This is a genomic window from Serratia sp. D1N4 (assembly GCF_054552755.1).
Genome location: NZ_CM137274.1, coordinates 3,865,213 through 3,888,199, shown reverse-complemented (window position 1 = coordinate 3,888,199; position 22,987 = coordinate 3,865,213). Strand labels below are relative to the sequence as shown.

Annotated in this window: 20 protein-coding genes; 18 read left to right on the top strand and 2 right to left on the bottom strand. The window is 56.5% G+C overall.

All coding sequences use genetic code 11. The features are described from left to right. The first annotated feature begins 72 nt into the window (after positions 1 to 72). From ACX1CU_RS17440 to ACX1CU_RS17430, 3 genes are all read left to right on the top strand, one after another. Positions 73 to 2,667 (top strand): ZirU family protein, encoded by a 2,595-nt coding sequence (locus tag ACX1CU_RS17440; RefSeq protein WP_459399513.1) that lies wholly within the window; start codon positions 73 to 75, stop codon positions 2,665 to 2,667. An 83-nt stretch (positions 2,668 to 2,750) separates the two neighbouring features. Then, a complete protein-coding gene (locus tag ACX1CU_RS17435) occupies positions 2,751 to 3,431 on the top strand; it encodes a ZirU family protein (protein ID WP_459399512.1) in 681 nt (226 codons plus the stop codon). Positions 3,432 to 3,507: 76 nt separating this feature from the next. After that, positions 3,508 to 5,124, top strand: a complete 1,617-nt coding sequence (locus tag ACX1CU_RS17430) for an Ig-like domain-containing protein (protein ID WP_459399511.1) — start codon at positions 3,508 to 3,510, stop codon at positions 5,122 to 5,124. 18 nt (positions 5,125 to 5,142) lie between these two features. On the opposite strand, the gene hcaR is transcribed toward ACX1CU_RS17430, so the two are convergent. After that, on the bottom strand, positions 5,143 to 6,039 hold the full coding sequence (hcaR, locus tag ACX1CU_RS17425; RefSeq protein ID WP_459399510.1) for a DNA-binding transcriptional regulator HcaR: 897 nt from the start codon (positions 6,037 to 6,039) through the stop codon (positions 5,143 to 5,145). A 136-nt stretch (positions 6,040 to 6,175) separates the two neighbouring features. On the opposite strand from hcaR, the gene hcaE reads away from it, so the two are divergent. Genes hcaE through hcaD form a run of 5 tightly spaced genes read left to right on the top strand, consistent with a single transcriptional unit; the run spans position 6,176 to position 10,392 of the window. Further along, positions 6,176 to 7,537, top strand: a complete 1,362-nt coding sequence (hcaE, locus tag ACX1CU_RS17420; protein WP_459399509.1) for a 3-phenylpropionate/cinnamic acid dioxygenase subunit alpha — start codon at positions 6,176 to 6,178, stop codon at positions 7,535 to 7,537. Continuing rightward, a complete protein-coding gene (gene hcaF / locus ACX1CU_RS17415) occupies positions 7,534 to 8,055 on the top strand; it encodes a 3-phenylpropionate/cinnamic acid dioxygenase subunit beta (RefSeq protein WP_459399508.1) in 522 nt (173 codons plus the stop codon). The genes hcaE and hcaF overlap by 4 nt, the downstream gene beginning before the upstream one ends. Next, complete coding sequence (gene hcaC, locus ACX1CU_RS17410; protein WP_459399507.1) at positions 8,055 to 8,372, top strand: 3-phenylpropionate/cinnamic acid dioxygenase ferredoxin subunit; 318 nt, start codon at positions 8,055 to 8,057, stop codon at positions 8,370 to 8,372. The genes hcaF and hcaC overlap by 1 nt, the downstream gene beginning before the upstream one ends. Further along, positions 8,372 to 9,184 carry a 3-phenylpropionate-dihydrodiol/cinnamic acid-dihydrodiol dehydrogenase gene (gene hcaB, locus ACX1CU_RS17405; RefSeq protein ID WP_459399506.1) on the top strand — a complete coding sequence of 271 codons (813 nt, stop codon included), beginning with the start codon at positions 8,372 to 8,374 and terminating at the stop codon, positions 9,182 to 9,184. The genes hcaC and hcaB overlap by 1 nt, the downstream gene beginning before the upstream one ends. 8 nt (positions 9,185 to 9,192) lie before the next feature. Then, a complete protein-coding gene (gene hcaD, locus ACX1CU_RS17400) occupies positions 9,193 to 10,392 on the top strand; it encodes a 3-phenylpropionate/cinnamic acid dioxygenase ferredoxin--NAD(+) reductase subunit (protein WP_459399505.1) in 1,200 nt (399 codons plus the stop codon). 403 nt (positions 10,393 to 10,795) lie between these two features. Here hcaD and ACX1CU_RS17395 read toward each other — a convergent pair whose 3' ends face one another. Further along, the gene (locus ACX1CU_RS17395; protein WP_459399504.1) at positions 10,796 to 11,605 is read right to left on the bottom strand and encodes a DNA-binding transcriptional regulator; all 810 of its coding nucleotides are present in this window, start codon (positions 11,603 to 11,605) and stop codon (positions 10,796 to 10,798) included. A 133-nt stretch (positions 11,606 to 11,738) separates the two neighbouring features. On the opposite strand from ACX1CU_RS17395, the gene ACX1CU_RS17390 reads away from it, so the two are divergent. The 10 genes from ACX1CU_RS17390 to tcuB all read left to right on the top strand — a co-directional run bounded on the left by ACX1CU_RS17390 (position 11,739) and on the right by tcuB (position 22,945). Continuing rightward, positions 11,739 to 13,406 (top strand): bifunctional 3-(3-hydroxy-phenyl)propionate/3-hydroxycinnamic acid hydroxylase, encoded by a 1,668-nt coding sequence (locus ACX1CU_RS17390; protein WP_459399503.1) that lies wholly within the window; start codon positions 11,739 to 11,741, stop codon positions 13,404 to 13,406. A 1-nt stretch (position 13,407) separates the two neighbouring features. Further along, positions 13,408 to 14,352, top strand: a complete 945-nt coding sequence (mhpB, locus tag ACX1CU_RS17385; RefSeq protein ID WP_459399502.1) for a 3-carboxyethylcatechol 2,3-dioxygenase — start codon at positions 13,408 to 13,410, stop codon at positions 14,350 to 14,352. Positions 14,353 to 14,378: 26 nt separating this feature from the next. Beyond that, positions 14,379 to 15,236 (top strand): alpha/beta fold hydrolase, encoded by an 858-nt coding sequence (locus ACX1CU_RS17380; protein WP_459399501.1) that lies wholly within the window; start codon positions 14,379 to 14,381, stop codon positions 15,234 to 15,236. Positions 15,237 to 15,250: 14 nt separating this feature from the next. Next, complete coding sequence (mhpD, locus tag ACX1CU_RS17375) at positions 15,251 to 16,048, top strand: 2-keto-4-pentenoate hydratase (protein WP_459399500.1); 798 nt, start codon at positions 15,251 to 15,253, stop codon at positions 16,046 to 16,048. Next, the gene (locus tag ACX1CU_RS17370) at positions 16,045 to 16,983 is read left to right on the top strand and encodes an acetaldehyde dehydrogenase (acetylating) (protein ID WP_459399499.1); all 939 of its coding nucleotides are present in this window, start codon (positions 16,045 to 16,047) and stop codon (positions 16,981 to 16,983) included. The genes mhpD and ACX1CU_RS17370 overlap by 4 nt, the downstream gene beginning before the upstream one ends. Next, on the top strand, positions 16,980 to 17,990 hold the full coding sequence (mhpE, locus tag ACX1CU_RS17365; protein WP_459399498.1) for a 4-hydroxy-2-oxovalerate aldolase: 1,011 nt from the start codon (positions 16,980 to 16,982) through the stop codon (positions 17,988 to 17,990). The genes ACX1CU_RS17370 and mhpE overlap by 4 nt, the downstream gene beginning before the upstream one ends. Positions 17,991 to 18,113: 123 nt before the next feature. Beyond that, positions 18,114 to 19,316, top strand: coding sequence for a 3-(3-hydroxy-phenyl)propionate transporter MhpT (gene mhpT, locus ACX1CU_RS17360; RefSeq protein ID WP_459399497.1), 1,203 nt, complete (start codon positions 18,114 to 18,116; stop codon positions 19,314 to 19,316). 107 nt (positions 19,317 to 19,423) lie between these two features. Beyond that, positions 19,424 to 20,350: a LysR substrate-binding domain-containing protein gene (locus ACX1CU_RS17355; RefSeq protein WP_459399496.1), complete on the top strand. Its 927-nt coding sequence runs from the start codon at positions 19,424 to 19,426 to the stop codon at positions 20,348 to 20,350. Between the two features lie 86 nt (positions 20,351 to 20,436). Next, on the top strand, positions 20,437 to 21,840 hold the full coding sequence (gene tcuA / locus ACX1CU_RS17350) for an FAD-dependent tricarballylate dehydrogenase TcuA (RefSeq protein ID WP_459399495.1): 1,404 nt from the start codon (positions 20,437 to 20,439) through the stop codon (positions 21,838 to 21,840). Then, complete coding sequence (gene tcuB, locus ACX1CU_RS17345) at positions 21,827 to 22,945, top strand: tricarballylate utilization 4Fe-4S protein TcuB (protein WP_459399494.1); 1,119 nt, start codon at positions 21,827 to 21,829, stop codon at positions 22,943 to 22,945. The genes tcuA and tcuB overlap by 14 nt, the downstream gene beginning before the upstream one ends. The last annotated feature ends 42 nt before the right edge of the window (positions 22,946 to 22,987 follow it).

The following is a 22,987-nucleotide window of genomic DNA, read 5'->3' as shown; positions in this document are numbered from 1 at the left end:
GTTGTGTGGATTAATATAGTCTTACAACTGCTTTTGCCGTTGAGCCTATCTTTTTACCCAGCAATAGCCAAAATGCTGACCCCTTCTCCCCAGACAGTGGCACCTTATGAAACGGTGCCCTACACCATGGCAGCGGGTGAAACGGTTTATCTGGTGGCAAAAAAACACCATCTTACGGTCGATGAATTAAAAAAAGTTAATCAGTTTCGTGCATTTTCAAAGCCCTTCGAACGGTTGGGTAGCGGCGATGAAATTGATATTCCGCGCAGTACCTCGTTACCTGTGAAAACCCACCAGGACGATGCTCAAACGACGCCGCCTGCTCAGTATCAAGAGCGCTTGGCGCATAACCTGCTGAAAGGTGCGACGCTGGTGGCCGACGACAACACGCCGCTGGCCGCTGCCGGTATGGCGCGCTCGATGGTGGTCGGCGAAGCCAACGATTCCGTGCAGCATTGGCTGAGCCAGTTTGGTACCGCACGTGTCCAGCTTAGTCTGAATGACCAACTCAGCCTTGAGGGCAGCTCATTCGACATGCTGGTGCCGCTTTATGATGACCAGCAATCCTTATTCTTCAGCCAGTTTGGCCTGCGCAATAAAGACAGCCGCAATACCGTCAACATTGGCGCGGGCATCCGCACCTTGCAGGATAACTGGATGTACGGCGCTAACGCTTTTTTTGATCGTGATATGACGGGCAAAAATAGCCGGGTAGGTTTTGGTGCCGAAGCCTGGACGGATTACCTCAAGCTCTCGGCGAACAGCTATTTACGCATGACGGGCTGGCATCAGTCCCGTGACTTTGCTGATTACAATGAACGCCCGGCCAATGGCTACGATCTGCGTGTCGATGCTTATTTACCGGCTTATCCGCAGCTCGGCGGTAACTTGATGTATGAACATTACTGGGGCAACGAAGTGGCGCTGTTCGGCAAGGACGACAGGCAGAAAGATCCTTATGCCTTCACCGCCGGGATCAACTACACGCCAATCCCCTTGATCACCATTGGGGCAGAGCACCGCGCTGGTAAAAGTGGCAGAAACGACAGCAATATCAGCGTCCAACTGAATTATCACCTTGGGGAACCCTGGCAGACACAGATCGATCCTTCCGCAGTGGCCGCCAGCCGCACGCTGGCCGGTAGCCGTTATGATCTGGTGGAGCGTAACAACGATATTGTGCTGGAGTATCAGAAACAGGATCTGATCCAGTTGGCATTGCCAGATCAAATGACCGGCAGCGCGTATGAAATCATCAAAATCGATGCGCAGGTAACGGCTAAATATGGGCTTGAGCGAATCGATTGGGATACCGCATCGTTAGTCGCAGCGGGTGGCGTGGTGCAACAAGTCTCCTCGCAAAGTATCTCGATAAAACTGCCGTCTTATACGGCAGGCAGCAATATTTATACGCTGGGCGCCGTGGCCTACGACAGTCAGGGTAATGCCTCAAACCACAGCACGACGCAGATTATCGTCACGCAGCAAGTGGTCAGTAAATACAATTCCACCTTAGAGGTTGCCCCGGCGGAAATACCGGCGGATGGTGTTGCCGATAGCCAGATTACCCTGAATTTAAAAGACGTGAATAATCTGCCGGTGAAGGGAATGGCGGATCAGCTGACGCTGGATTTACATTTTACGCCAGGCGCTACGGCGGCACAGCCAGCCAATCAACCGCTGTTGAGTGAGGTGGCTGAAACCGCTCCGGGTGTTTATACCGCCCAGCTAACGGCAGGTTTCACCCAAGGGGAAGCCGTTATTGTTCCAACTATTCAAAACATCTCTCTGGCATCAGCTAAAGTTATTTTAACCGAGAGCAATCATGCACCGATCTTGGATAACTCTTCTTTCAGCGTTGAGCCAGCAGAGATTATTGCTGATGGTGTGCACACCAGCACCCTGAGTTTTAGCGTCCAGGATAGTCACCATCAGCCGATTACAGGATTAACGGTGGCCTTTGACGTTACCGGCGAGCCGGAGGTGACTCTGAGCACAGTCACGGAAATTAACGGCGTGTATAGCGCAACACTGAGCGGGGTTGTGGCAGGCACCGTGACGGTGGCTCCTACGGTGAATGGTGACGCTGTGGCTGTGGAATCACACGAGGTTATTCTCATCGCCGATCACAGCACGGCCACTATTGGCCTGACGGTCATTAACGATGAGGCATTAGCGGATGGGGTTGATGTCAACAAAGTCAAAGCGCGCGTGACAGATCAACACGGCAATCCTCTAGTAGATGTGCCGGTAGAGTTTGATGCCGATAACGGTGCGACGGTGATACCTCCTGAAGGCATTACGGACGCCGAGGGGGAGGTGACGGTGCAACTGGCCAATATCAATCCAGGGGTGACCACGGTAACCGCCATTACCGGTGGGCATGAGGAACGGGTTGAAATCTATTTTATGCCAGAGACGCCGGAGAAATTGTTGATCTACCATAACGGTGTTGAATTGACTGAGCACCCGGTGGTTGGGGATACCCTGGTGGCAGTTGCGATGTGCTCGATTGCGCTGTGTAACGGGGTATCAATGAATTATCAGTGGGAAGTTGAGTCTGCGGTCGGTTCTGGGGTGTTCATCGCTATTCCTGGTGCCACTTCAGAAACATTGACGGTGACAGGTGATTTACAGAAACGGACAATTAGAGTGGTTTCGCATTAACGCTGGGTTTTTATCACCATTCCAAGCGGTTCTGGAATGCTATTCAAACATTGATTTTGAGTACAGATAGAGGATAGAAAACGATGAAGCATAAAATTGGCTCTCTGCTCTCGGGGATATTGCTCAGCGTGCTGATTGTCGGCTCGGCCTGGTCGGCAGTCACATCCAGCCCGACCACCACCGTAAGGGGCCGTGCACCTGTTGTGACGCAAAGCACCATTATTTCTGACGATGCTGGCGGCAACGGTCTGGTTGATGTCGGCGATACGTTAAGTATCGGCACTGCAGGGACGTTCAGCGATGAGGATGGCGATGCGGCGATACCGGAAACCTATCAATGGCAGGCTGATGGCGCAGATATTGCCGGCGCCACTGGCAATAGCTACACCATTGTTGCCGGTGACTTGGGCAAAGCCATTACGGTGGTCGTGACCCCACATACCGATCCGACTATCACCGATCCGGCCGAGGGTTTGGCCGTTGCGTCTAATGCCCTGACGGTGGTTGAGGGTGGTATCGTTACTAGCGTAGAGGTGACCGGTGAAGTGGGTGGCTATCCACAAGTTGATACGGCTCTGACCGCAACAGCAACCTGTGCGGGCGGTACCTGTATTGGTGTGACCTACCAGTGGCAGATCGAAACTGGCGTAGGTACTAATACCTTCACTGACATTAGCGGAGCAACCAGCAGCACCTATACACCAGTGCGGACCGACCAGAGACTGAGAGTCCAGGTGGTTGTAGGTAATTCACCAACTCGTTAATAAAGCGTCAGCCCAGGCAGGTGTGATCACTGCCTGGGCCTATTAATTTAATCAATCAGTATGATGGATACGCTGGATGCTGCGCCGCGACGATATCTTTAAGGTTTTTTTATTCAGGATATTACTGGTTCTGATTGTCGTCATGAGCCAGGTGGTGCAGGCCGTCCAGCAATCCACCACGCCAGTTCACGGGCGAGCGCCAACGGCCACGCTCTCGGTAAATAATACACAACCGCAGGCTGGAGACGTTATCACGGTCACCTCGGCCTTCAACGATGCAGATGGTGATGCCGAACAGGGCACCACCTATCAGTGGACGCTGGACGGTGCCGCGATCGGCGGGGCGACAGCGCCAAGCTATACCCTGGATCTCAGCGATATTCTGGCGGGCAGTGAGCTGAATGTGATCGTCACCCCGCAGACCGACCCCAATATCACCGTACCCAGCGAAGGCTTGCCGGTACAGCTCGCTAATCCGATCAATATCAAATGGCAACGAACTATTGCCAGCCTGACGTGGGCGGAAGCGCCATTGGGCGTGGTGGCCGATGGGCAGGCGGTGAATACCGTGCGCGCTAGCGTGCAATATCTGGATGGTACCCCCGCCGTGGGGGCCACCGTGCTGTTTGATGCAGACAACCTGGGCGTCATCTCCGCCACTGCGCAAACTGGCGTCGATGGCGTAGCGACGGCCTACGTGACCAACGTGAGCGCCGGTATCACCCACGTAACGGCCAGCATTGATAATGACAGCAAGTCTATCGATACGCTGTTTGTTGCAGGCCCGGCCTATGTAGTCGATGCGGAAGTGACCCAGAACAATGCGCTGGCCAACGGCGCTGACGATAACAATGTGCTGGTCAGCGTGGAGGATAGCCGTGGCAACAGTGTGGTAGGCGAAACCATTACTTTCACCGCCACCAACGGCGTGACGCTGAATACCACCAGCGCTCAAACCGACAGCGACGGCGAAGTGACCTTATCATTGACCAGCGAATCGGCGGTCAGCAGTGAGGTTACGGCCACCGCCAGCAACGGCGTGTCTTCTACGGTGACCGTTAATTTCTCTGAGGAGCTCAATATGACGCAAATCCTGGTCAACGGGGTTTCTTTCTCGGTCGATGACGGATTCCCAAGAACGGGGTTTGTTGGCGCGGCATTCCAATTGGTCATTGGCGAAAGCCCGGCAGATAACAGCGCCTATAACTGGAGTACCAATCAGAGCTGGGCCAGCGTGGATGGCAGCGGCAACGTCAGATTCAATCAGGAGCCGACATCGGGCAATAACAGCGTCACCGTTACGGCTGAGAACCCAGACAATGGCACCACATTAACCTACCAGTTCACCGTGAATCGCTGGTTTAGAAATAATGACTTCAACATTATGACATACAGCGCTGCCGCAGCCTGGTGCAGCTCCCAAGGCAGCGGCTACGCCGTTCCGGGGTATGGCCAGATGACCGATAGAACCCCGGCCAGCCAGACCGGTGCCAACCGGGATGCCGACGGCAGACTGTGGAATGAATGGGGCACGATGAACAGTTACTCTAACGGCTGGTTCGCCGGTAACTATTGGGTGACTGAACTGGTCAGCGGTGGTAACGCCCGGCATTACGTTTATCTGGGGAATGGCAGTTTGTTCGATTTCCCGCTGGATGGCTCAACCTATGTCACCTGTTCGACATCGCTGTAAGTCAGCATGGGGATGATCCTACACGGGTTCTTCTAACGCCTCTGCCTGCTCGACAACCAGCTCGAGCATTTGAGCCAAACCGGGGCTGTTATTTTCTTTGTGCCAGGCCATCAGCAGTTCGATCTGCGGGGCATTGGCCGGTAACGGCCGGAACACCACGTTCGCCGACTGAAAATGGCAAACATAGCGCGGCACAATGGAAATCCCGAGCCCCATCCCTACCAGATTCATGGTGACCAGAATATTGGTGGCGGCCTGCACGGTATTGGGCTTGCTGTGGGCTTGCGCCAGGTAAGTTTCTACCATCTGATACAGCGCGCCAGAGTGAGCCGGATCGGTGCTGATAAAGTTTTCGCCATCAAGATGCTGTGGGCTGAGCTGCGTTTCTTTGCTTAATGGGTGATTGACGTGCATCACCACCATCAGCGGTTCACGATAAACCACCCGATAGTTTAACTGGTTACTGACAATCGGCCGCCGCATAAAGCCGACGTCAATTTCCCCTTTCAATAATTTCTCTTCCTGCTGAGTAGTAATGATGCTGACCAATTCAATACCGGCAGCGGGGAGCTGCTGGCGCAACTTTGGCAGAACCTCGGGCAGGATATTCACTTCCGCACAGGGAACAAAACCGATAGTCAGCCGTACCTGTTCTTCCATCGCCTTGCGCGCCAACTGTTTGGCCTGTTCGGACAGTTCAAGAATATTGATCGCTTGCTGTAAAAACACCTCACCCGCGCGGGTCAGTGAAACCTGACGACTATTTCTGGCCAATAACGGCACGCCGATGCAGTGCTCAAGATCTTTGATCTGGCTGCTCAGGGAAGGCTGCGATGTGTGCAGTTTTTCCGCTGCCCGGGTGAAATTAAGCTCCTCGGCTACCGCGACAAAATAACGTAAATGCCTTAGCTCCATACCTTTTCCTCCCATCATAGAAAAAATGTCTAGCACGGTAGATTTTTACTATTTCACAAACTAGCAACTGGAAAGCAACATCCTTTGTGCAACCCCTACGAAGGTCAATACATCTCTTGGATGAGGATCAAATAATATGACCACGAGCGCAAAATTAGACATCTACAGCTTGATCGACGCTAAAAACGGGCAGGTTACGCCGCGTATCTATACCGATCCAGAAATTTATCAACTGGAACTGGAGCGGATTTTTGGTCGTTGCTGGCTGTTTCTGGCCCATGAAAGCCAGATCCCAAAACCAGGAGACTTCTTTAACACCTACATGGGTGAAGACGCGGTGGTGGTGATTCGCCAGAAAGATGGCTCCATCAAAGCGTTTCTCAACCAGTGTCGGCACCGCGCAATGCGCGTCAGCTATGCTGATAGCGGCAACACCCGCGCTTTTACCTGTCCTTATCACGGCTGGTCCTATGGCATTGACGGCGAACTGGTCGAAGTACCACTGGAACCGCGTGCCTATCCGCAAGGGCTGTGCAAATCGCACTGGGGGCTGAAAGAAGTTCCCTGCGTGGAATCGTACAAAGGCCTGATTTTCGGCAACTGGGACACCAGCGCCCCTGCGCTGACGGACTATCTGGGTGATATGGCCTGGTATCTTGACGGCCTGCTAGATCGTCGAGAAGGCGGCACCGAAATCGTCGGCGGCGTGCAGAAATGGGTGATTAACTGTAACTGGAAATTCCCTGCTGAGCAATTTGCCAGCGATCAGTATCACGCCCTGTTCAGCCACGTCTCGGCGGTGCAGGTGCTAGGCGGCATGGCGGACGGTAGCGATAAAAAACTTGGTAACGATCAGACCCCTCGTCCGGTGTGGGAAACCGCCAAAGACGCGGTGCAGTTTGGCCAGGACGGCCACGGCTGCGGCTTCTTCTTCACCGAGCAACCGGATGCCAACGTGTGGGTCGATGGTGAAGTCTCGCGTTACTACCGTGAAAGCTATGCAGAAGCGGAACAGCGCCTTGGCAAGACCCGTGCTTTGCGTCTGGCCGGGCATAACAACATTTTCCCTACCCTTTCCTGGCTTAATGGCACTGCGACTTTGCGCGTCTGGCACCCACGCGGGCCGGATCAGGTCGAAGTCTGGGCGTTCTGCATTACCGACAAAGCCGCATCGGACGAAACCAAAGCTGCGTTCGAAAACAGTGCCACCCGTGCCTTCGGCCCGGCCGGTTTCCTCGAACAGGATGATTCGGAAAACTGGTGCGAGATCCAGAAACTGCTTAAAGGCCATCAGGCCCGCAACAACCCGCTGTGTTTGGAGATGGGGTTAAATCAGGAAAAACGCCGTACTGACGGTGTCCCAGGCATCACCAACTACATCTTTTCTGAAACTGCCGCGCGCGGAATGTACCAGCGTTGGGCGGATTTACTGAGCAGCGACACCTGGAAAGAAGTACAAGAGAAAACCGCTGCGTATCAACAGGAGGTGATGAAATGAGTATGTCCGTCTCTTTTGAGCTCCATCATCAAATAAGCCAATTTCTCTATTACGAAGCGGCGCTGCTCGACGACTGGGAGTTCCGTGCTTGGTTGGAACTGCTGGATGACGATTTGCGCTACACCATGCGCACCACCGTCAATACCCAGACCCGCGATCGACGCAAAGGGGCACAGCCACCGACTACCTGGATTTTCAACGACACCAAATCGCAGTTGGAGCGCCGCGTCGCACGTCTGGAAACCGGTATGGCCTGGGCTGAAGAACCACCGTCGCGCACGCGTCACTTGGTCAGTAACTGCGTGGTGACTGAAACCGCGCAGCCCGATGTGTTTTCCGTACGGGTTAACTATCTGCTGTATCGGGCGCAAAAAGAGCGCGACGAGACCATTTACATTGGTACCCGAACCGATCTGTTACGCCGCCGTGAAACATCGGCAGGTTGGGGCCTGTGCGGGCGTGAAATCGTTCTCGATCAGGCGGTTATTACCTCCCACAACCTGAGTGTCCTGTTCTGATGAAGCGAATTCATGCCTGTTTTGCTGAGGAGCTGCCGGAGGGTGAAGCCCTCCGGTTGGATACCACGCCGGTGATCGCGCTGTTCCACGTGGGCGGCGAATATTATGCCATTAACGATCAGTGCAGCCATGGCAATGCCTCTATGTCTGAGGGGTATATCGAGGATGACGCTACCGTGGAGTGCCCGCTGCATGCCACCAGCTTTTGCCTGAAAACCGGCAAAGCGCTGTGCCTGCCAGCCACGATACCGTTGCAAACTTACCCGGTCACCGTCGCAGAAGGGGCGGTGTTTATCGATATCCCGGAGGAAGCCTGATGTCCGATCTCAATGACGACGTAGTGCTGATTACCGGCGGGGGCTCGGGTCTGGGGCTGGCGCTGGTGGCACGTTTTATAGAAGAGGGCGCCCGAGTGGCGACCCTCGAACGCTCGGCAGAGAAAGTCAGCCAGTTACAGCGGCAGTTTGGCGAGCAGATTGTGGCGGTACAGGGCGATGTCACCTGTTTTGCCGATAATCAGCGCGCGGTTGAGATGACGCTATCCCGCTTTGGCCGCCTGGACTGTTTTATTGGCAATGCCGGGATCTGGGATCACAACGCTTCGCTGTTGGCGACCCCAGCGGAACAGCTGCAATCCGGTTTTAACGAACTGTTTGGCGTCAACGTCAAAGGCTATCTGCTGGGGGCCAAGGCCAGCGCTCCGGCGCTGATCGAATCCGGCGGCAGCATGATCTTTACGCTCTCCAACGCTGCCTGGTATCCGGGCGGCGGCGGCCCGCTGTACACCGCCAGCAAGCACGCCGCCGTGGGGCTGATTCGCCAACTGGCCTATGAGCTGGCCCCTAAGGTGCGGGTCAACGGCGTTGGGCCGTGCGGCATGGCGAGCGATCTGCGTGGCCCACAGGCACTGGGGCAGCAGGACACCTCGATTATGCAATCCCTGACGCCAGAAAAGATCGCCGCTATTTTGCCTTTGCAGTTCTCTCCTGCGCCGGAAGATTTTACCGGCCCTTATGTCATGCTCGCGTCGCGCCGTAACAATCGCACGCTGAGCGGTGTGATGATCAATGCCGATGCGGGCCTGGCAATCCGAGGTATCCGCCACGTTGCTGGTGGCTTGTCGTTATAGGAGCCTAAATGAAACAGATAGTGATTATCGGCGGCGGTCAGGCGGGAGCCATGGCTGCTGCCGCGTTACGCGCACAACAGTTTACCGGCAGCATCACCCTAATCAGCGAAGAGCCAGAGCTCCCTTATGAGCGCCCGCCGCTGTCGAAAGACATGCTGCTGTCGCCAACCCCGCAGTTGCAAGACATTCTGCCGGCCACCTTCTATGAAGAAAATCGCATCACCCTGTGCAGCAATACGCGGGTGGTTGCCATTGATATCAGCCAAAACAGCGTGGTATTGGCCGATGGCGAAGAGCTGGCGTGGGATAAATTGTTGTTAGCGACCGGAGCCAAAGCGCGCCGTTTAGCGCAGTTGGACGCGCTGGGTGAAAAATCACACACGCTGCGTACGGCGGCAGATGCCCGGCGGTTGCGCTCTGTGCTGAACGAAAACCAGCAGATCCTGATTGTGGGGGCGGGCACCATCGGTATGGAACTGGCGGCCAGCGCCACGCAGCGCGGCTGCAAGGTGACGGTGATTGAACAGGCACCGATAGTGATGGGGCGTAACGCACCACCGCCGGTGCGTGATTATCTGACGAGCCTGCATCAACACCATCAGGTGCGTTTTTGCCTGAATGCGCGGATTGAGCACGCTGCCATCGAGCAGGATCGGGTGGTGCTGACCTTGCAGAGCGGCGAGCGGCTGACGGGTGACGCGGTGATTTATGGCATCGGGATTGAAGCCAACGATCAACTGGCTACCCAGGCCGGGCTGGCGACTAACAACGGCATCATCGTTGACGATCGTTGCCGTACTTCGGTTGCCCAGATTTACGCGGCCGGTGATGTCACTTTGCGTCGCCAGGGTGAGCAACTGGTACGGCTGGAAACCTGGGACAACGCCAACCAGCAAGCGCTGGCGGCGGCCAGCGCCATGCTGGATAAACCGCTGCCAGCGCCGGTACCCGTGTGGTTCTGGACCGATCAGTTCGACAGTAATATCCAGTTTGTTGGCGCGATGCAGAGCGAGCGCTGGCTGATGCGCGGCAATACCGAGGGGCACAGCGCGATCTGGTTTGCATTGCAAAACGGCAAGCTGATCGGGGCCATCACGCTGAATCAGGGCCGCGAAATCCGCCATCTGCGCAAGCTGATTCAACAGGGCGTAACGGTGGATGAAAAACAACTGGTTGATCCGCAGGTGGCGCTGAAAAGCCTGGTTTAGCGCGGTGACGGTTTTCCCCTCACCCCAACCCTCTCCCCAAGGGAGAGGGAGTTGATGCGGTGCTGATTTTCAGGTTTAGGGGAAGCAGTGGCACTGATACTTCCCTCTACCAGTAAGAGATGTCTTGTATGAGGGGATTTGGCTCGGCGCTTGACCTTAGGCACAGGATAAACCCGTGGCACGGGCAGTTCCCTCTCCCTGTGGGAGAAGGCTAGGGTGAGGGTATTTGGCTCGGCGCTTGACCTCAGGCACAACATAAACTCGTGGCACGGACAGTTCCCTCTCCCTGTGGGAGAGGGCTAGGGTGAGGGGATTTGGCTCGGCGCTTGACCTCAGGCACAGGATCACCCCGTGGCACGGGCAGTTCCCTCTCCCTGCGGGAGAGGGCTAGGGTGAGGGGCGCTTAGGCACTATGCCCAGATATTTCACGGCGTATGCCCGCTTCAATATGCCGTGCGGTTTCCTGTAGCGCGGCCAGATGGCGTTCGACGGCCTGCTCAATCGACATCGCTTTGGCGATATACACCAGGTTCAGGCTAGCGATCACCCGCTGTTGACTATGGATAGGCACGGCAATTGAGGCGATCTTCTGCTCTTGCTGCCAACCCATGTAGTTCTCGCCGTAACCGCGCTGCCGGATGCGTTGCAGAATACTACCCAAGCGCAGCGGCTCCCGCGCCAGGCGGTATTCCACTTCATCGCGGGTGGCCAGCAGTGAGATCAACGCTTCCCGCTCATGAGCCGGGCAAAACGCCAGATAAGTCAGCCCGGAAGCGGTCAACAGCAGGGGCAGGCGGCGGCCGACCATTGAGCGGTGGAACGACAGGCGGCTGAAACGGTGGGTGGTTTCACGCACCACCATGGCGTCGACATTCAGGGTGGTGAGGTCGGTGGGCCACACCACCTCTTGCAACAGCTTCCCCAGCAGCGGGGCCGCGATGGCCGAGATCCATTGCTCATCGCGGAACCCTTCGCTCAATTCACGCACTTTGAGCGTGAGCTGGTAGCTGTCGTCCGAGGAGCTGCGGCGCACATAGCCCTCTTCCTGCAATGTTTCCAGCAGGCGGCGCACGGTGGTGCGGTGCAAAAGTGTGATGGCGCTCAACTGCGCAATGCTGGCACCGCCGTCCAACCGATTCAGCACGTTGATCAACGCCAATCCGCGCGTCAGGCCGCGCACGGTTTTGTATTCGGTATTGTGGTCGGGTTGCATGATTAGCCTCAATAAATCCTTTTAAAACATTATTGTGCACCTGGTGCACAGCTTAAAGGGTTTTCATTGTAGGCGAAAAATGCGCCTCATATACTCCCAAAACAATAAAAAATTGTTAACAAGTGAGTAACCTATGCCCTACAACAATTCTTCAGAACAAAGTCTGGTTGCCGATTACCAGACTCAGGTTGCTATCGTCGGTGCTGGCCCGGTCGGCTTGATGATGGCGAATTATCTCGGCCAAATGGGGATTGAGGCTCTGCTGATCGAGAAGCTCGATACCCTGATCGATTACCCACGAGCCATTGGCATTGACGACGAAGCCCTGCGCACCATTCAGGCCGTCGGCTTAGTTGATAACGTGTTGCCACATACCACCCCGTGGCACGCGATGCGCTTTCTGACGCCCAAAGGGCGCTGCTTTGCCGACATTCAGCCGATGACCGACGAGTTTGGTTGGTCACGCCGCAACGCCTTTATTCAGCCGCAGGTGGATGCCGTGCTGTTCGATGGCCTGAAGCGCTTTCCCAAGGTGCGCAGCATCTTCTCCCGCAGCCTGATGGCGTTCAGCCAGGACGCCACCGGCGTCACGCTACAAATTGAGGATGACGAAGGCCAGCGCGAAACGGTGCGTGCCGCTTGGCTGGTGGCCTGTGACGGCGGCAGCAGCTTCGTGCGCCGTACTCTGGGCATCGCCTTTGATGGCAAAACCGCCCCCAATCAGTGGGTGGTGGTGGATATCGCCAACGATCCGCTCAGCACGCCGCATATCTATATGTGTTGCGACCCGGTGCGGCCCTATGTCTCGGCGGCGTTGCCCCACGGCGTGCGGCGTTTCGAATTTATGGTAATGCCGGGTGAGACCGAAAGCGAACTGAGCAAGCCGGAAAAAATGCGCGAACTGCTGGCGAAGGTGCTGCCCGATCCCGATCGGGTGGAACTGATCCGCCAGCGGGTTTATACCCATAACGCCCGTTTGGCCGCGCAGTTCCGCGTCGATCGCATTGTGCTGGCAGGGGATGCGGTGCATATCATGCCGGTGTGGCAAGGGCAGGGCTACAACAGCGGTATGCGCGATGCGTTCAACCTGGCCTGGAAACTGGCGATGGTGGTCAACGAGCAGGCAAAAGAGACGCTGCTCAACACCTATCAACAGGAGCGCCGTGATCACGCCAAAGCGATGATCGATCTCTCGGTGACCGCCGGGCATGTGTTGGCACCGCCACACCGCTGGCAGGGCAAAGTGCGCGATGGTCTTGCTTGGGCATTCAACTACCTGCCGCCGATCAAACGTTACTTCCTCGAAATGCGCTTTAAGCCGATGCCGCAGTACCAAACCGGCGCGCTGGTGGCGGGTAAAGAGAAAAACTCACCGGTCGGGCGCATGTTTATTCAACCCAAAATCATGCTCAGTAGCGGCCAGAAACGGCTGCTGGACGACGTCATTGGGCCGCACTTTGCCATTATCGCCTGGGGCTGTAACCCGCAATGGGGCCTGAGCGATGAGCAGATTGCCCAGTGGCAACAGGCGGGTACGCAGTTCATTCAGGTGGTGCCGGAAGTACAGCTACCGGCCGTAGGCCAACGTCCGGCCGGTGTGATTTGCCTCGGCGATACCACCGGGCGGCTCAAAGAGTGGTTCGCCAGTCAGCAGCATTCGATTGTCGTACTGCGCCCCGATCGTTTTATCGCCGGTATAGCGACGCCACAAACGCTTGGCACCCTGATGGATGCTCTGGCCGTGGCCGTTTCGCTGCGCTCTCCGGTGCTCACTCCCATTATTGAAAATAAGGTGGCTTGATATGAACGCTTATCTCCATTGCCTCTCTCACTCACCGCTGGTGGGGTACGTTGATCCGGCTCCCGACGTGTTGGCTGAAGTGGAAAAAACCATTGCTGATGCGCGGGAACGGATCCGCGTATTCGATCCCGAACTGGTGATTTTGTTCGCGCCGGATCATTACAACGGTTTCTTCTACGACATTATGCCGTCGTTCTGTATTGGTACGGCCGCCACGGCGATCGGCGACTTCAGCAGTGCCGCGGGCGAAATCCCGGTTCCTGCCGAGCTGGCCGAAGCCTGTGCCCAAGCGGTGATGGATGCCGGGGTGGATGTGGCGGTTTCCTACTGTATGCAGGTGGATCACGGTTTTGCTCAGCCGCTGGAGTATCTGCTCGGCGGCTTGGCCAATTACCCGGTGCTGCCGGTGTTCGTCAACGGCGTGGCACCGCCGATGCCAAGCTTCCAGCGCACGCGCCTGCTGGGTGAAGCCGTTGGCCGTTTTGCTCGTGGCCTCAATAAGCGGGTGCTGTTCCTCGGCTCTGGCGGGTTATCGCACCAACCACCGGTACCGCAACTGGCCGGGGCCGATGCTCACACGCGTGATCGCCTGTTGGGCAGCGGCCGCCACTTACCGCCAGACGAGCGTCAGGCACGTCAGCACCGCGTTATTTCTGCGGCGCGCGGCTTTGTGGAGGATAAACACTCGCTGCATCCGCTCAACCCGGTTTGGGATAACCAGTTTATGGACATTCTTTCCAGCGGCAAGCTTGCTGAACTGGATGCGCTCGGTAATCAGGAACTGTCAGACATTGCGGGCCGCTCGACCCATGAGGTTAAAGCCTGGATGGCCGCCTTTGCGGCGCTGTCGGCATTTGGCCCGTATCAGGCCGAAAGCCGTTATTACCGCGAACTGCCGGAGTGGATCACCGGATTTGGCTCCCTCAGCGCTGCACCACGCCGCTGAAATCACCAGGATGACAGGAGAAAGTCATGACATCATTTACTGAAGAAAATACCAGCCACTTCGTGCAAATCCGTGAAGGCGAAGCCGATCTGCGTATCCATTACAACGACTGTGGCAGCGGCGCAGAAACCGTGGTGATGCTGCACGGCTCCGGCCCCGGTGCCAGCGGCTGGGCCAACTTCAGCCGCAACATCGAACCACTGGTGGCGGCCGGTTACCGCGTGATCCTGCTGGATTGCCCTGGCTGGAGCAAAAGCGACTCGATCGTCAGCACCGGTTCCCGTTCGGATCTCAATGCCCGCATCCTGAAAGGGCTGGTGGACGCGCTGGATCTGCAACAGGTGCATCTGCTGGGGAACTCGATGGGCGGCCACAGCGCGGTAGCCTTTACCCTGAACTGGCCGGAGCGCGTCGGCAAGCTGGTGTTGATGGGCGGCGGTACCGGCGGGGCCAGCCCGTTTGTGCCGATGCCGACGGAAGGTATCAAACTGCTGCAAGGGCTGTATCGCGAACCCAATATCGACAACCTGCGCAAAATGATGAACGTTTTTGTTTACGATCCGAGCGATCTGACCGAAGCCCTGTTCAAAGCGCGTCTCGACAATATTCTGGCGAATCGCGATCACCTGGAAAACTTCATCAAAAGCCTGACGATCAATCCAAAGCAGTTCCCGGATTTCAGCCCGCGCTTGGGTGAGATCAAGGCTAAAACGCTGATTGTCTGGGGGCGTAACGATCGCTTTGTACCGATGGATACCGGCCTGCGCCTGCTGGCGGGCATTGCCGGATCTCAACTGCACGTGTTCAGCAACTGCGGGCATTGGGCGCAATGGGAACATGCTGAGACCTTTAACCGTATGGTGCTGGATTTCCTCAGCCATTAGTCAGGGAGTGAGTCATGAGTGATTACAGTCTGGAGCAGTTGGCTGAGGCGTTGCGCAAGTCAGAGGCCAGCGGCAAGGTGATTGAACCCTTGCGCGATCGCCTCGGCGTTGGCAATGGCGAAGCGGCTTATGCCATCCAGCAACTGAATGTGCAGCATTGGCAGGCCGCAGGCCGCCGCGTGGTGGGGCGCAAAGTGGGCCTCACCCACCCTAAAGTCCAGCAGCAACTGGGGGTAGACCAGCCTGACTTTGGCACGCTGTTTGCCGACATGTGCTACGGCGATAACCAGGGCATCCCGTTTTCACGCGTGATGCAGCCGCGCATCGAGGCAGAGATTGCCTTGGTGCTGAATCGCGATCTGCCGCATGCCGATACCACCTTTGATGAGCTGTGCAGTGCGGTGGAATGGGTGATGCCCGCGCTGGAAGTGGTCGGCAGCCGCATCAAAGATTGGTCGATCAAGTTTGTCGATACCGTAGCGGATAACGCTTCCTGCGGCGTGTACGTATTGGGCGGCCCCGCGCGCCGCTTTGCCGGGCTGGACTTGCAGAATTGCGCCATGCGCATGACGCGCAATCACGACGTGGTGTCCACCGGGCGCGGCAGCGAGTGCCTGGGGCATCCGATTAATGCGGCGGTTTGGCTGGCACGCACCATGGCCAGCCTGGGCACGCCGCTGCGAGCGGGTGATGTGGTGTTAACCGGAGCGCTGGGGCCGATGGTCGCAGTGAATTCCGGCGACAGTTTTACGGCAGAAATTGACGGTGTTGGCACGGTAGCGACCTATTTTTATGAGGATAACGCGTCATGAGTAAGAGAAAAGTGGCGATCATCGGTTCCGGCAACATCGGTACCGATCTGATGATCAAAATTATGCGTAACGCCAAACACCTGGAAATGGGGGTGCTGGTGGGGATCGATCCGGAGTCAGATGGTTTAGCGCGTGCCCGCCGCTTGGGCGTGCCGACCTGCCATGCCGGTGTGCAGGGATTGATCGCGATGCCGGAGTTTGCCGGGATCGACTTTGTGTTTGATGCTACCAGCGCCAGTGCGCATGTGAAGAATGACGCGGTACTGCGGGCGGCCAAACCGGGGATCAGGCTAATCGACCTCACCCCGGCGGCGATTGGCCCTTATTGCGTTCCTGTGGTGAATCTGGAACAGAATCTCAGCCAGGGTAACGTCAACATGGTGACCTGCGGCGGGCAGGCGACTATTCCGATGGTGGCGGCGATCTCTAGGGTGGCGAAAGTGCATTACGCCGAAATCATCGCCTCGATCGCCAGTAAATCTGCCGGGCCAGGCACCCGTGCCAATATCGATGAATTTACCGAAACCACCAGTAAAGCCATTGAAGTGGTGGGCGGTGCCGTGCGCGGCAAAGCCATCATCGTGCTGAACCCGGCGGAACCGCCGCTGATGATGCGCGATACCGTTTATGTGCTCAGCGAAGCGGTGGATCAGGCCAAAGTCGAGGCGTCGATCAATGAAATGGCCGCCGCGGTGCAGGCCTATGTGCCGGGTTACCGCCTGAAGCAGAAAGTGCAGTTTGATGTGATCCCGCCAGAAGCCCCGCTCAATCTGCCGGGGATTGGCCGTTTTTCCGGCCTGAAAACCTCGGTATTTGTGGAAGTTGAAGGGGCGGCGCACTATCTGCCTGCCTACGCTGGCAACCTCGATATCATGACTTCTGCTGCGCTGGCGACCGCCGAGCGTATGGCTCAGGCGATGGGAGAACGGGTATGAACGGGAAAAAAATCTACATCTCGGATGTGACATTACGCGACGGCATGCACGCGGTTCGCCACCAATATACGCTGCAAAACGTACAGGACATTGCCCGCGTGCTGGATGCGGCGAAGGTGGATTCGATCGAAGTGGCGCATGGCGATGGCCTGCAAGGTTCCAGCTTCAACTACGGCTTTGGCGCACATACCGATCTGGAGTGGATCGCTGCGGCGGCAGACGTTACCCAGCACGCGAAGATTGCCACATTGCTGCTGCCGGGGATCGGCACCATCCACGATCTGAAAGACGCCTATAACGCCGGGGCGCGGGTGGTGCGCGTGGCGACCCATTGCACCGAAGCGGATGTGTCAAAACAGCACATTGCCTATGCCCGTGAACTGGGGATGGATACCGTGGGCTTCCTGATGATGAGCCACATGACTACGCCGGAAAATCTGGCCAGCCAGGCCAAGCTGATGGAAAGCTACGGCGCGACCTGTATCTACGTGGTGGATTCCGGCGGTGCGATGAATATGAACGATATTCGTGCCCGTTTCCGCGCGCTGAAAGCGGTGCTGAAGCCGGAAACTCACACCGGTATGCACGCGCATCACAACCTCAGCCTTGGCGTGGCAAACTCGCTTGTTGCGGTGGAAGAAGGGTGCGATCGCGTGGATGCCAGCCTGGCAGGCATGGGGGCCGGGGCAGGCAATGCGCCGTTGGAAGTGTTTATCGCGGCGGCGGATAAGCTTGGCTGGAACCATGGCACCGATCTGTATGCCTTGATGGACGCCGCCGACGATCTGATTCGTCCATTGCAGGATCGGCCAGTGCGGGTCGATCGCGAAACGCTGGCGCTCGGTTACGCTGGGGTCTATTCCAGCTTCCTGCGCCACTGCGAAGTGGCGGCGAAGAAATACGGCATCAACGCGGTGGATATTCTGGTTGAGCTGGGTAAACGCCGGATGGTGGGCGGTCAGGAAGATATGATCGTTGATGTGGCTTTGGATTTACGTTCTCGATAATTATAAGCAGGCCAGCTCGACTGGCCTGCACTCTATCTGCTCATTCGATCGCCAGATCGAAGGGCTGCCTGCGTTTGAACATCTTCACCTCATCGAATAATCGCTTATTCCAAAGGTACCTTTATGAATGTCGCTTTGTCTAAAGTCGATTCACGTTTGGTCATTACAATAGGTTTATGTTTCCTGGTTGCCCTGATGGAAGGGCTGGATCTACAGGCAATGGGGATTGCAGCCGTTGCCATCGCTCAGGTATTCGAGCTGCAAAAGATGCAAATGGGTTGGATTTTCAGCGCTGGGATTCTGGGATTGTTACCCGGAGCTTTTGCTGGCGGGCGGCTTGCCGATCGCTATGGCCGCAAGAAAGTGCTGATAGGCTCGGTGGCGCTGTTTGGTCTGTTTTCCATTGCGACAGCATTAGCCTGGGATTTCAGCACGCTGGTGATTGCCCGCTTGATGACGGGCATTGGGCTAGGTGCGGCACTGCCTAATCTTATTGCACTGACCTCTGAGGCGGCTGGGCCTCGCTTGCGCGGGTTTGCTGTCAGCATGATGTATTGTGGTGTTCCTCTGGGAGCAGCATTGGCTGCAACCGTGGGGATCGCGGGGGTGACCTTGCCCTGGCAAACTATCTTCTGGCTTGGCGGTGTGGTGCCGTTAATTTTGGTGCCGCTATTGGTCAACATGTTACCCGAATCTCGCCTGTTCAGCGATCATCGGCAGGCGATCGCCGCATTGCCATTGGCCGATCTGTTCCGCCACGGAGCTGCGTTACCCACGTTACTGTTGTGGCTCAGCTATTTTTTCACTCTGCTGGTGGTTTACATGCTGATTAACTGGTTGCCGACCTTGCTGGTTAATCAAGGGTTTCAGGCTTCGGAAGCATCCTGGGTGGTGTTTACGCTACAGATTGGCGCGGCGGTTGGCACGCTTATTCTAGGGGCTTTGATGAACAGGTTACGCCCGTTGGTGATGTCGGCACTGATTTACGTTGGCATGCTGCTCTCACTGGTTTCGTTGGGATTCTCAACCCATTTTGACACCATGCTGGCCGCCGGATTTGTTGCCGGGTTGTTCGCCACCGGTGGGCAAAGCGTGCTCTATGCCCTCGCTCCGCAGTTTTATCCGACCGAGATACGTGCGACAGGCGTTGGTACCGCCGTCGCCGTTGGCCGCTTAGGGGCGATGAGTGGCCCATTGATCGCCGGTAAGATGCTGGCATTAGGGACTGGGACGGTAGGAGTGATGGCGGCATCGGCGCCGGGGATCGTAATTGCTGGGATTGCCGTATTCTGGCTGCTTAACCTCAACCGGCGCAATGTGGGTTGAAGAACCGATAGCGGTGATGGACGTTACAACTAGGCCAGGTATTTTTCCTAGCGAGCTTTCCATGATAACTATAAGGGCAATACCTTGCGGATGAGTGGGAGAACAACATGGAGCTGAGACAGTTACGCTATTTTGTACGAGCCGTTGAGTTAAGCAGCATGGGCAAAGCGGCACTCGATCTGAATATCGGCGTTTCTGCCCTGAGCCAGCAAATCAGCCGGCTAGAGAACGAACTGGCCATCCGCTTATTGCAAAGAACCTCGCGCGGTATCGTGGCAACGGATGCCGGTCTGGCCTTTTTCTCCCAGGCTCAACTGGCCTTGCGCCATGCCGATGATGCGGTGCGGGCGGCAAAGCAGGCCCGGCTCTCCGGACACGTCAGCGTCGGGATGGCACCCAGCACCGCCTCGGTGCTGGGGCTACCTTTTATGCTGGCGATGCAGGAGCGTTACCCGCATATCCGGCTGCATATGGTGGAAAGCCTGTCGGGCAATCTGGCGGCGATGATTAACACCCGCCAGTTGGATTTGGCGATTCTGTTTCAGCATAAAACCGTCCAGACCTGGAGCGCGCTGCCGATTTTGGCAGAACGGTTATTTCTGATTGGCAGACAGGAGATCGTCGGGCGTTTTCAGCACCAATCCATTACGCCTGAAGAGTTGGCCAGCTTACCGTTGATTTTACCCAGCCAGACGCACGGTTTGCGGGCGCTGCTCAACACGGTTTTTGCCCGGCAACGGGTAGAGTTGAATATTCTGGCGGAGATCGACGGCTTGGCGATGTTGATGGATGCGGTTCGCCATGGGCTGGGGGCCACTATTCAGCCGGGTGCGGCAGTATCGCGCATGGTGGATGACAATCTGAAGGTGATCGCCATAGATAATCCGCTATTAAGCCGCCCCAATTTTCTGGTCAGCCTGTCTGATGATGAACTCTCCCCGGTTGGGCTGGCCGCCAGGGTGGTGCTGCAAAGCGTGATCCAGCAGTTGGTGACGCAAGGCAGTTGGCCGGGGGCGACCCTTCACGATCGCTAAACCCCCGTTAAGCGCTACCCGCTAGCTGCTTGTTTAGACCGCAGGTTACATTTTAGTCACAAAAGGATAACACCGAGAGTGTGACTATGTTTGATGTTGTGGTCATCGGCGGGGGCAATGCGGCGCTGTGCGCGGCCCTCACCGCCAGGGAACGGGGGGCTTCCGTCCTGCTGTTGGAAGCGGCACCCAAAGAGTGGCGCGGCGGGAATTCTCAGCACACGCGCAATTTACGCTGCATGCATGATGCGCCACAGGATGTGTTGGTCGACAGCTATCCCGAGGAAGAATTCTGGCAAGACCTGCTGAAGGTCACCGGTGGGTTGACCGATGAACCGCTGGCCAGAATGGCGATCAGGGCATCCGCCACCTGCCGTGGTTGGATGAAACAACACGGCGTGCATTTTCAACCGCCGCTTTCCGGCGCATTACACGTCGCCCGCACCAACGCCTTCTTTATGGGCGGTGGGAAAGCATTAATCAATGCTTACTATCGCAGTGCAGAAAAACTGGGCGTGGTGATCCGCTATAACAGCCCGGTAGATTCCCTGGAGTTGCAGGACGGGCAATTTGTTGCGGCGCGGATTGGCGAGCAGCGCATAGCGGCCCGTGCCTGCGTGCTGGCCGCCGGTGGGTTTGAATCTAACCGCGACTGGCTGCGTGAGGCCTGGGGGCAAAATGCCGCCGGTGAATGGCCCGCAGACAACTTTCTGATCCGTGGTACCCGGTTTAATCAGGGCGTATTGCTGAAGTTTATGATGGAGGCTGGGGCGGATGCGATCGGCGATCCTTCCCAGTCCCACTGTGTGGCGATCGATGCGCGTGCTCCGTTGTATGACGGCGGGATCTGCACCCGTGTTGACTGCGTTTCGCTGGGGGTTGTGTTGAATCGCCAAGCGCAGCGTTTCTATGATGAAGGGGAAGACTTCTGGCCGAAGCGTTATGCGATCTGGGGCCGCCTGGTGGCGCAGCAGGCCGGTCAAATTGGTTACTCGATTATTGATAGCAAAGCCATCGGGCGCTTTATGCCGCCGGTATTCCCTGGGGTGAAAGCCGATAGCCTGCACGATCTGGCCGTGAAACTGGAGCTGGATCCCGAGCAGTTTGTCCAAACCCTAGAGGCTTATAACCGCGCCTGTCAGCCAGGTACCTTCAACCATACCCTGTTGGACGATTGCCACACCGAGGGCCTGACTCCGGCGAAAACCCACTGGGCGTTACCGATCGACACCCCTCCTTTTTATGGCTATGCGCTACGGCCGGGTATCACCTTTACCTACCTGGGTTTGAAGGTGAATGAGCAGGCTGCGGTGCATTTTAACGGCCAGCCTAGCCGCAATCTGTTTGTCGCCGGAGAGATGATGGCGGGTAACGTACTGGGTAAGGGCTATACCGCAGGCGTTGGCATGTCTATCGGCACGGCCTTCGGTCGTATCGCCGGTCATCAAGCGGCATTGGCCGCACAGCAGGAGGCTGAGTATGCAACAGCTTGAATTGCTAATCCGTGAGGCACAATCCCTGACCGATAACGAGCAGGAGGTGGAACGGGTGATGCAAATCTGTAACGCCTGCCGTTACTGCGAAGGTTTTTGCGCCGTGTTCCCTGCCATGACTTACCGACTGACGTTCGGCAAGGCTGATATCAACTATCTGGCTAATCTTTGCCATAACTGTGGTGCCTGCCAGCACGCCTGCCAATACGCACCGCCCCATGAGTTCGGCGTGAATGTGCCGCAGGCGATGGCCAAAGTGCGCGTCGAAACCTATCAGGAATACGCTTGGCCAGCCAGGTTAGGCGTGTTGTATCAGCGGGCGGGAACGGCGGTAGCCGTGGCGCTGGCTTTTGCTCTGGGGTTATTTTTGCTATTGATGATGTATATCAATGGTTCACTAATACATCCGCCGCTGGCCGGTGATTTCTATCAGATATTCCCGCATAACCTGCTGGCGGTGATGTTCGGCAGCGTATTTGTATTTTCCCTTGGCTCATTGCTGTTCAGCACCCGCAAGTTCTGGCGCGAGATCTCACCGGCTGCGGGAAGCCTGCCTGCGCTGGCAGAAACCACCCGCAACGTACTGACCTTGACCTATCTGGACGGTGGTCATGGTGAAGGCTGCAATGATGAGGACGATGCCTTTACCCTGCGGCGGCGCCGGTTCCATCACTTTACCTTCTACGGGTTTATGCTGTGCTTTGCCGCCACGCTGGTGGCTACCGGCTACCACTACCTGTTGGGAGAAGAGGCACCCTATGACCTGCTGAGTTTGCCGGTGATATTGGGCATATTGGGCGGCATAGGCTTGATTATTGGCCCGGCAGGCCTGCTGTGGCTGAACCTGCGCCGCAACCCGGCTCACGGCGACGCGGCGCAAAAACCGATGGATCGCGGTTTTATTCTGTTACTGCTGCTGGTGAGCGTGACCGGCATCGCGTTACTGATTGGCCGTGATTCTGCGCTGATGGGAGCACTGCTGGCTATTCATTTGGCAACCGTGATGGCGCTGTTTTTATTGCTGCCTTACGGCAAGTTTGCCCATGGTTTTTATCGTACTGCGGCTTTATTAAAGTGGGCGATAGAAAAAAGGCGTAAAGCCTGATTCAACTTTCAAGGTGTTTAATAAATCTACCCTACATAATTT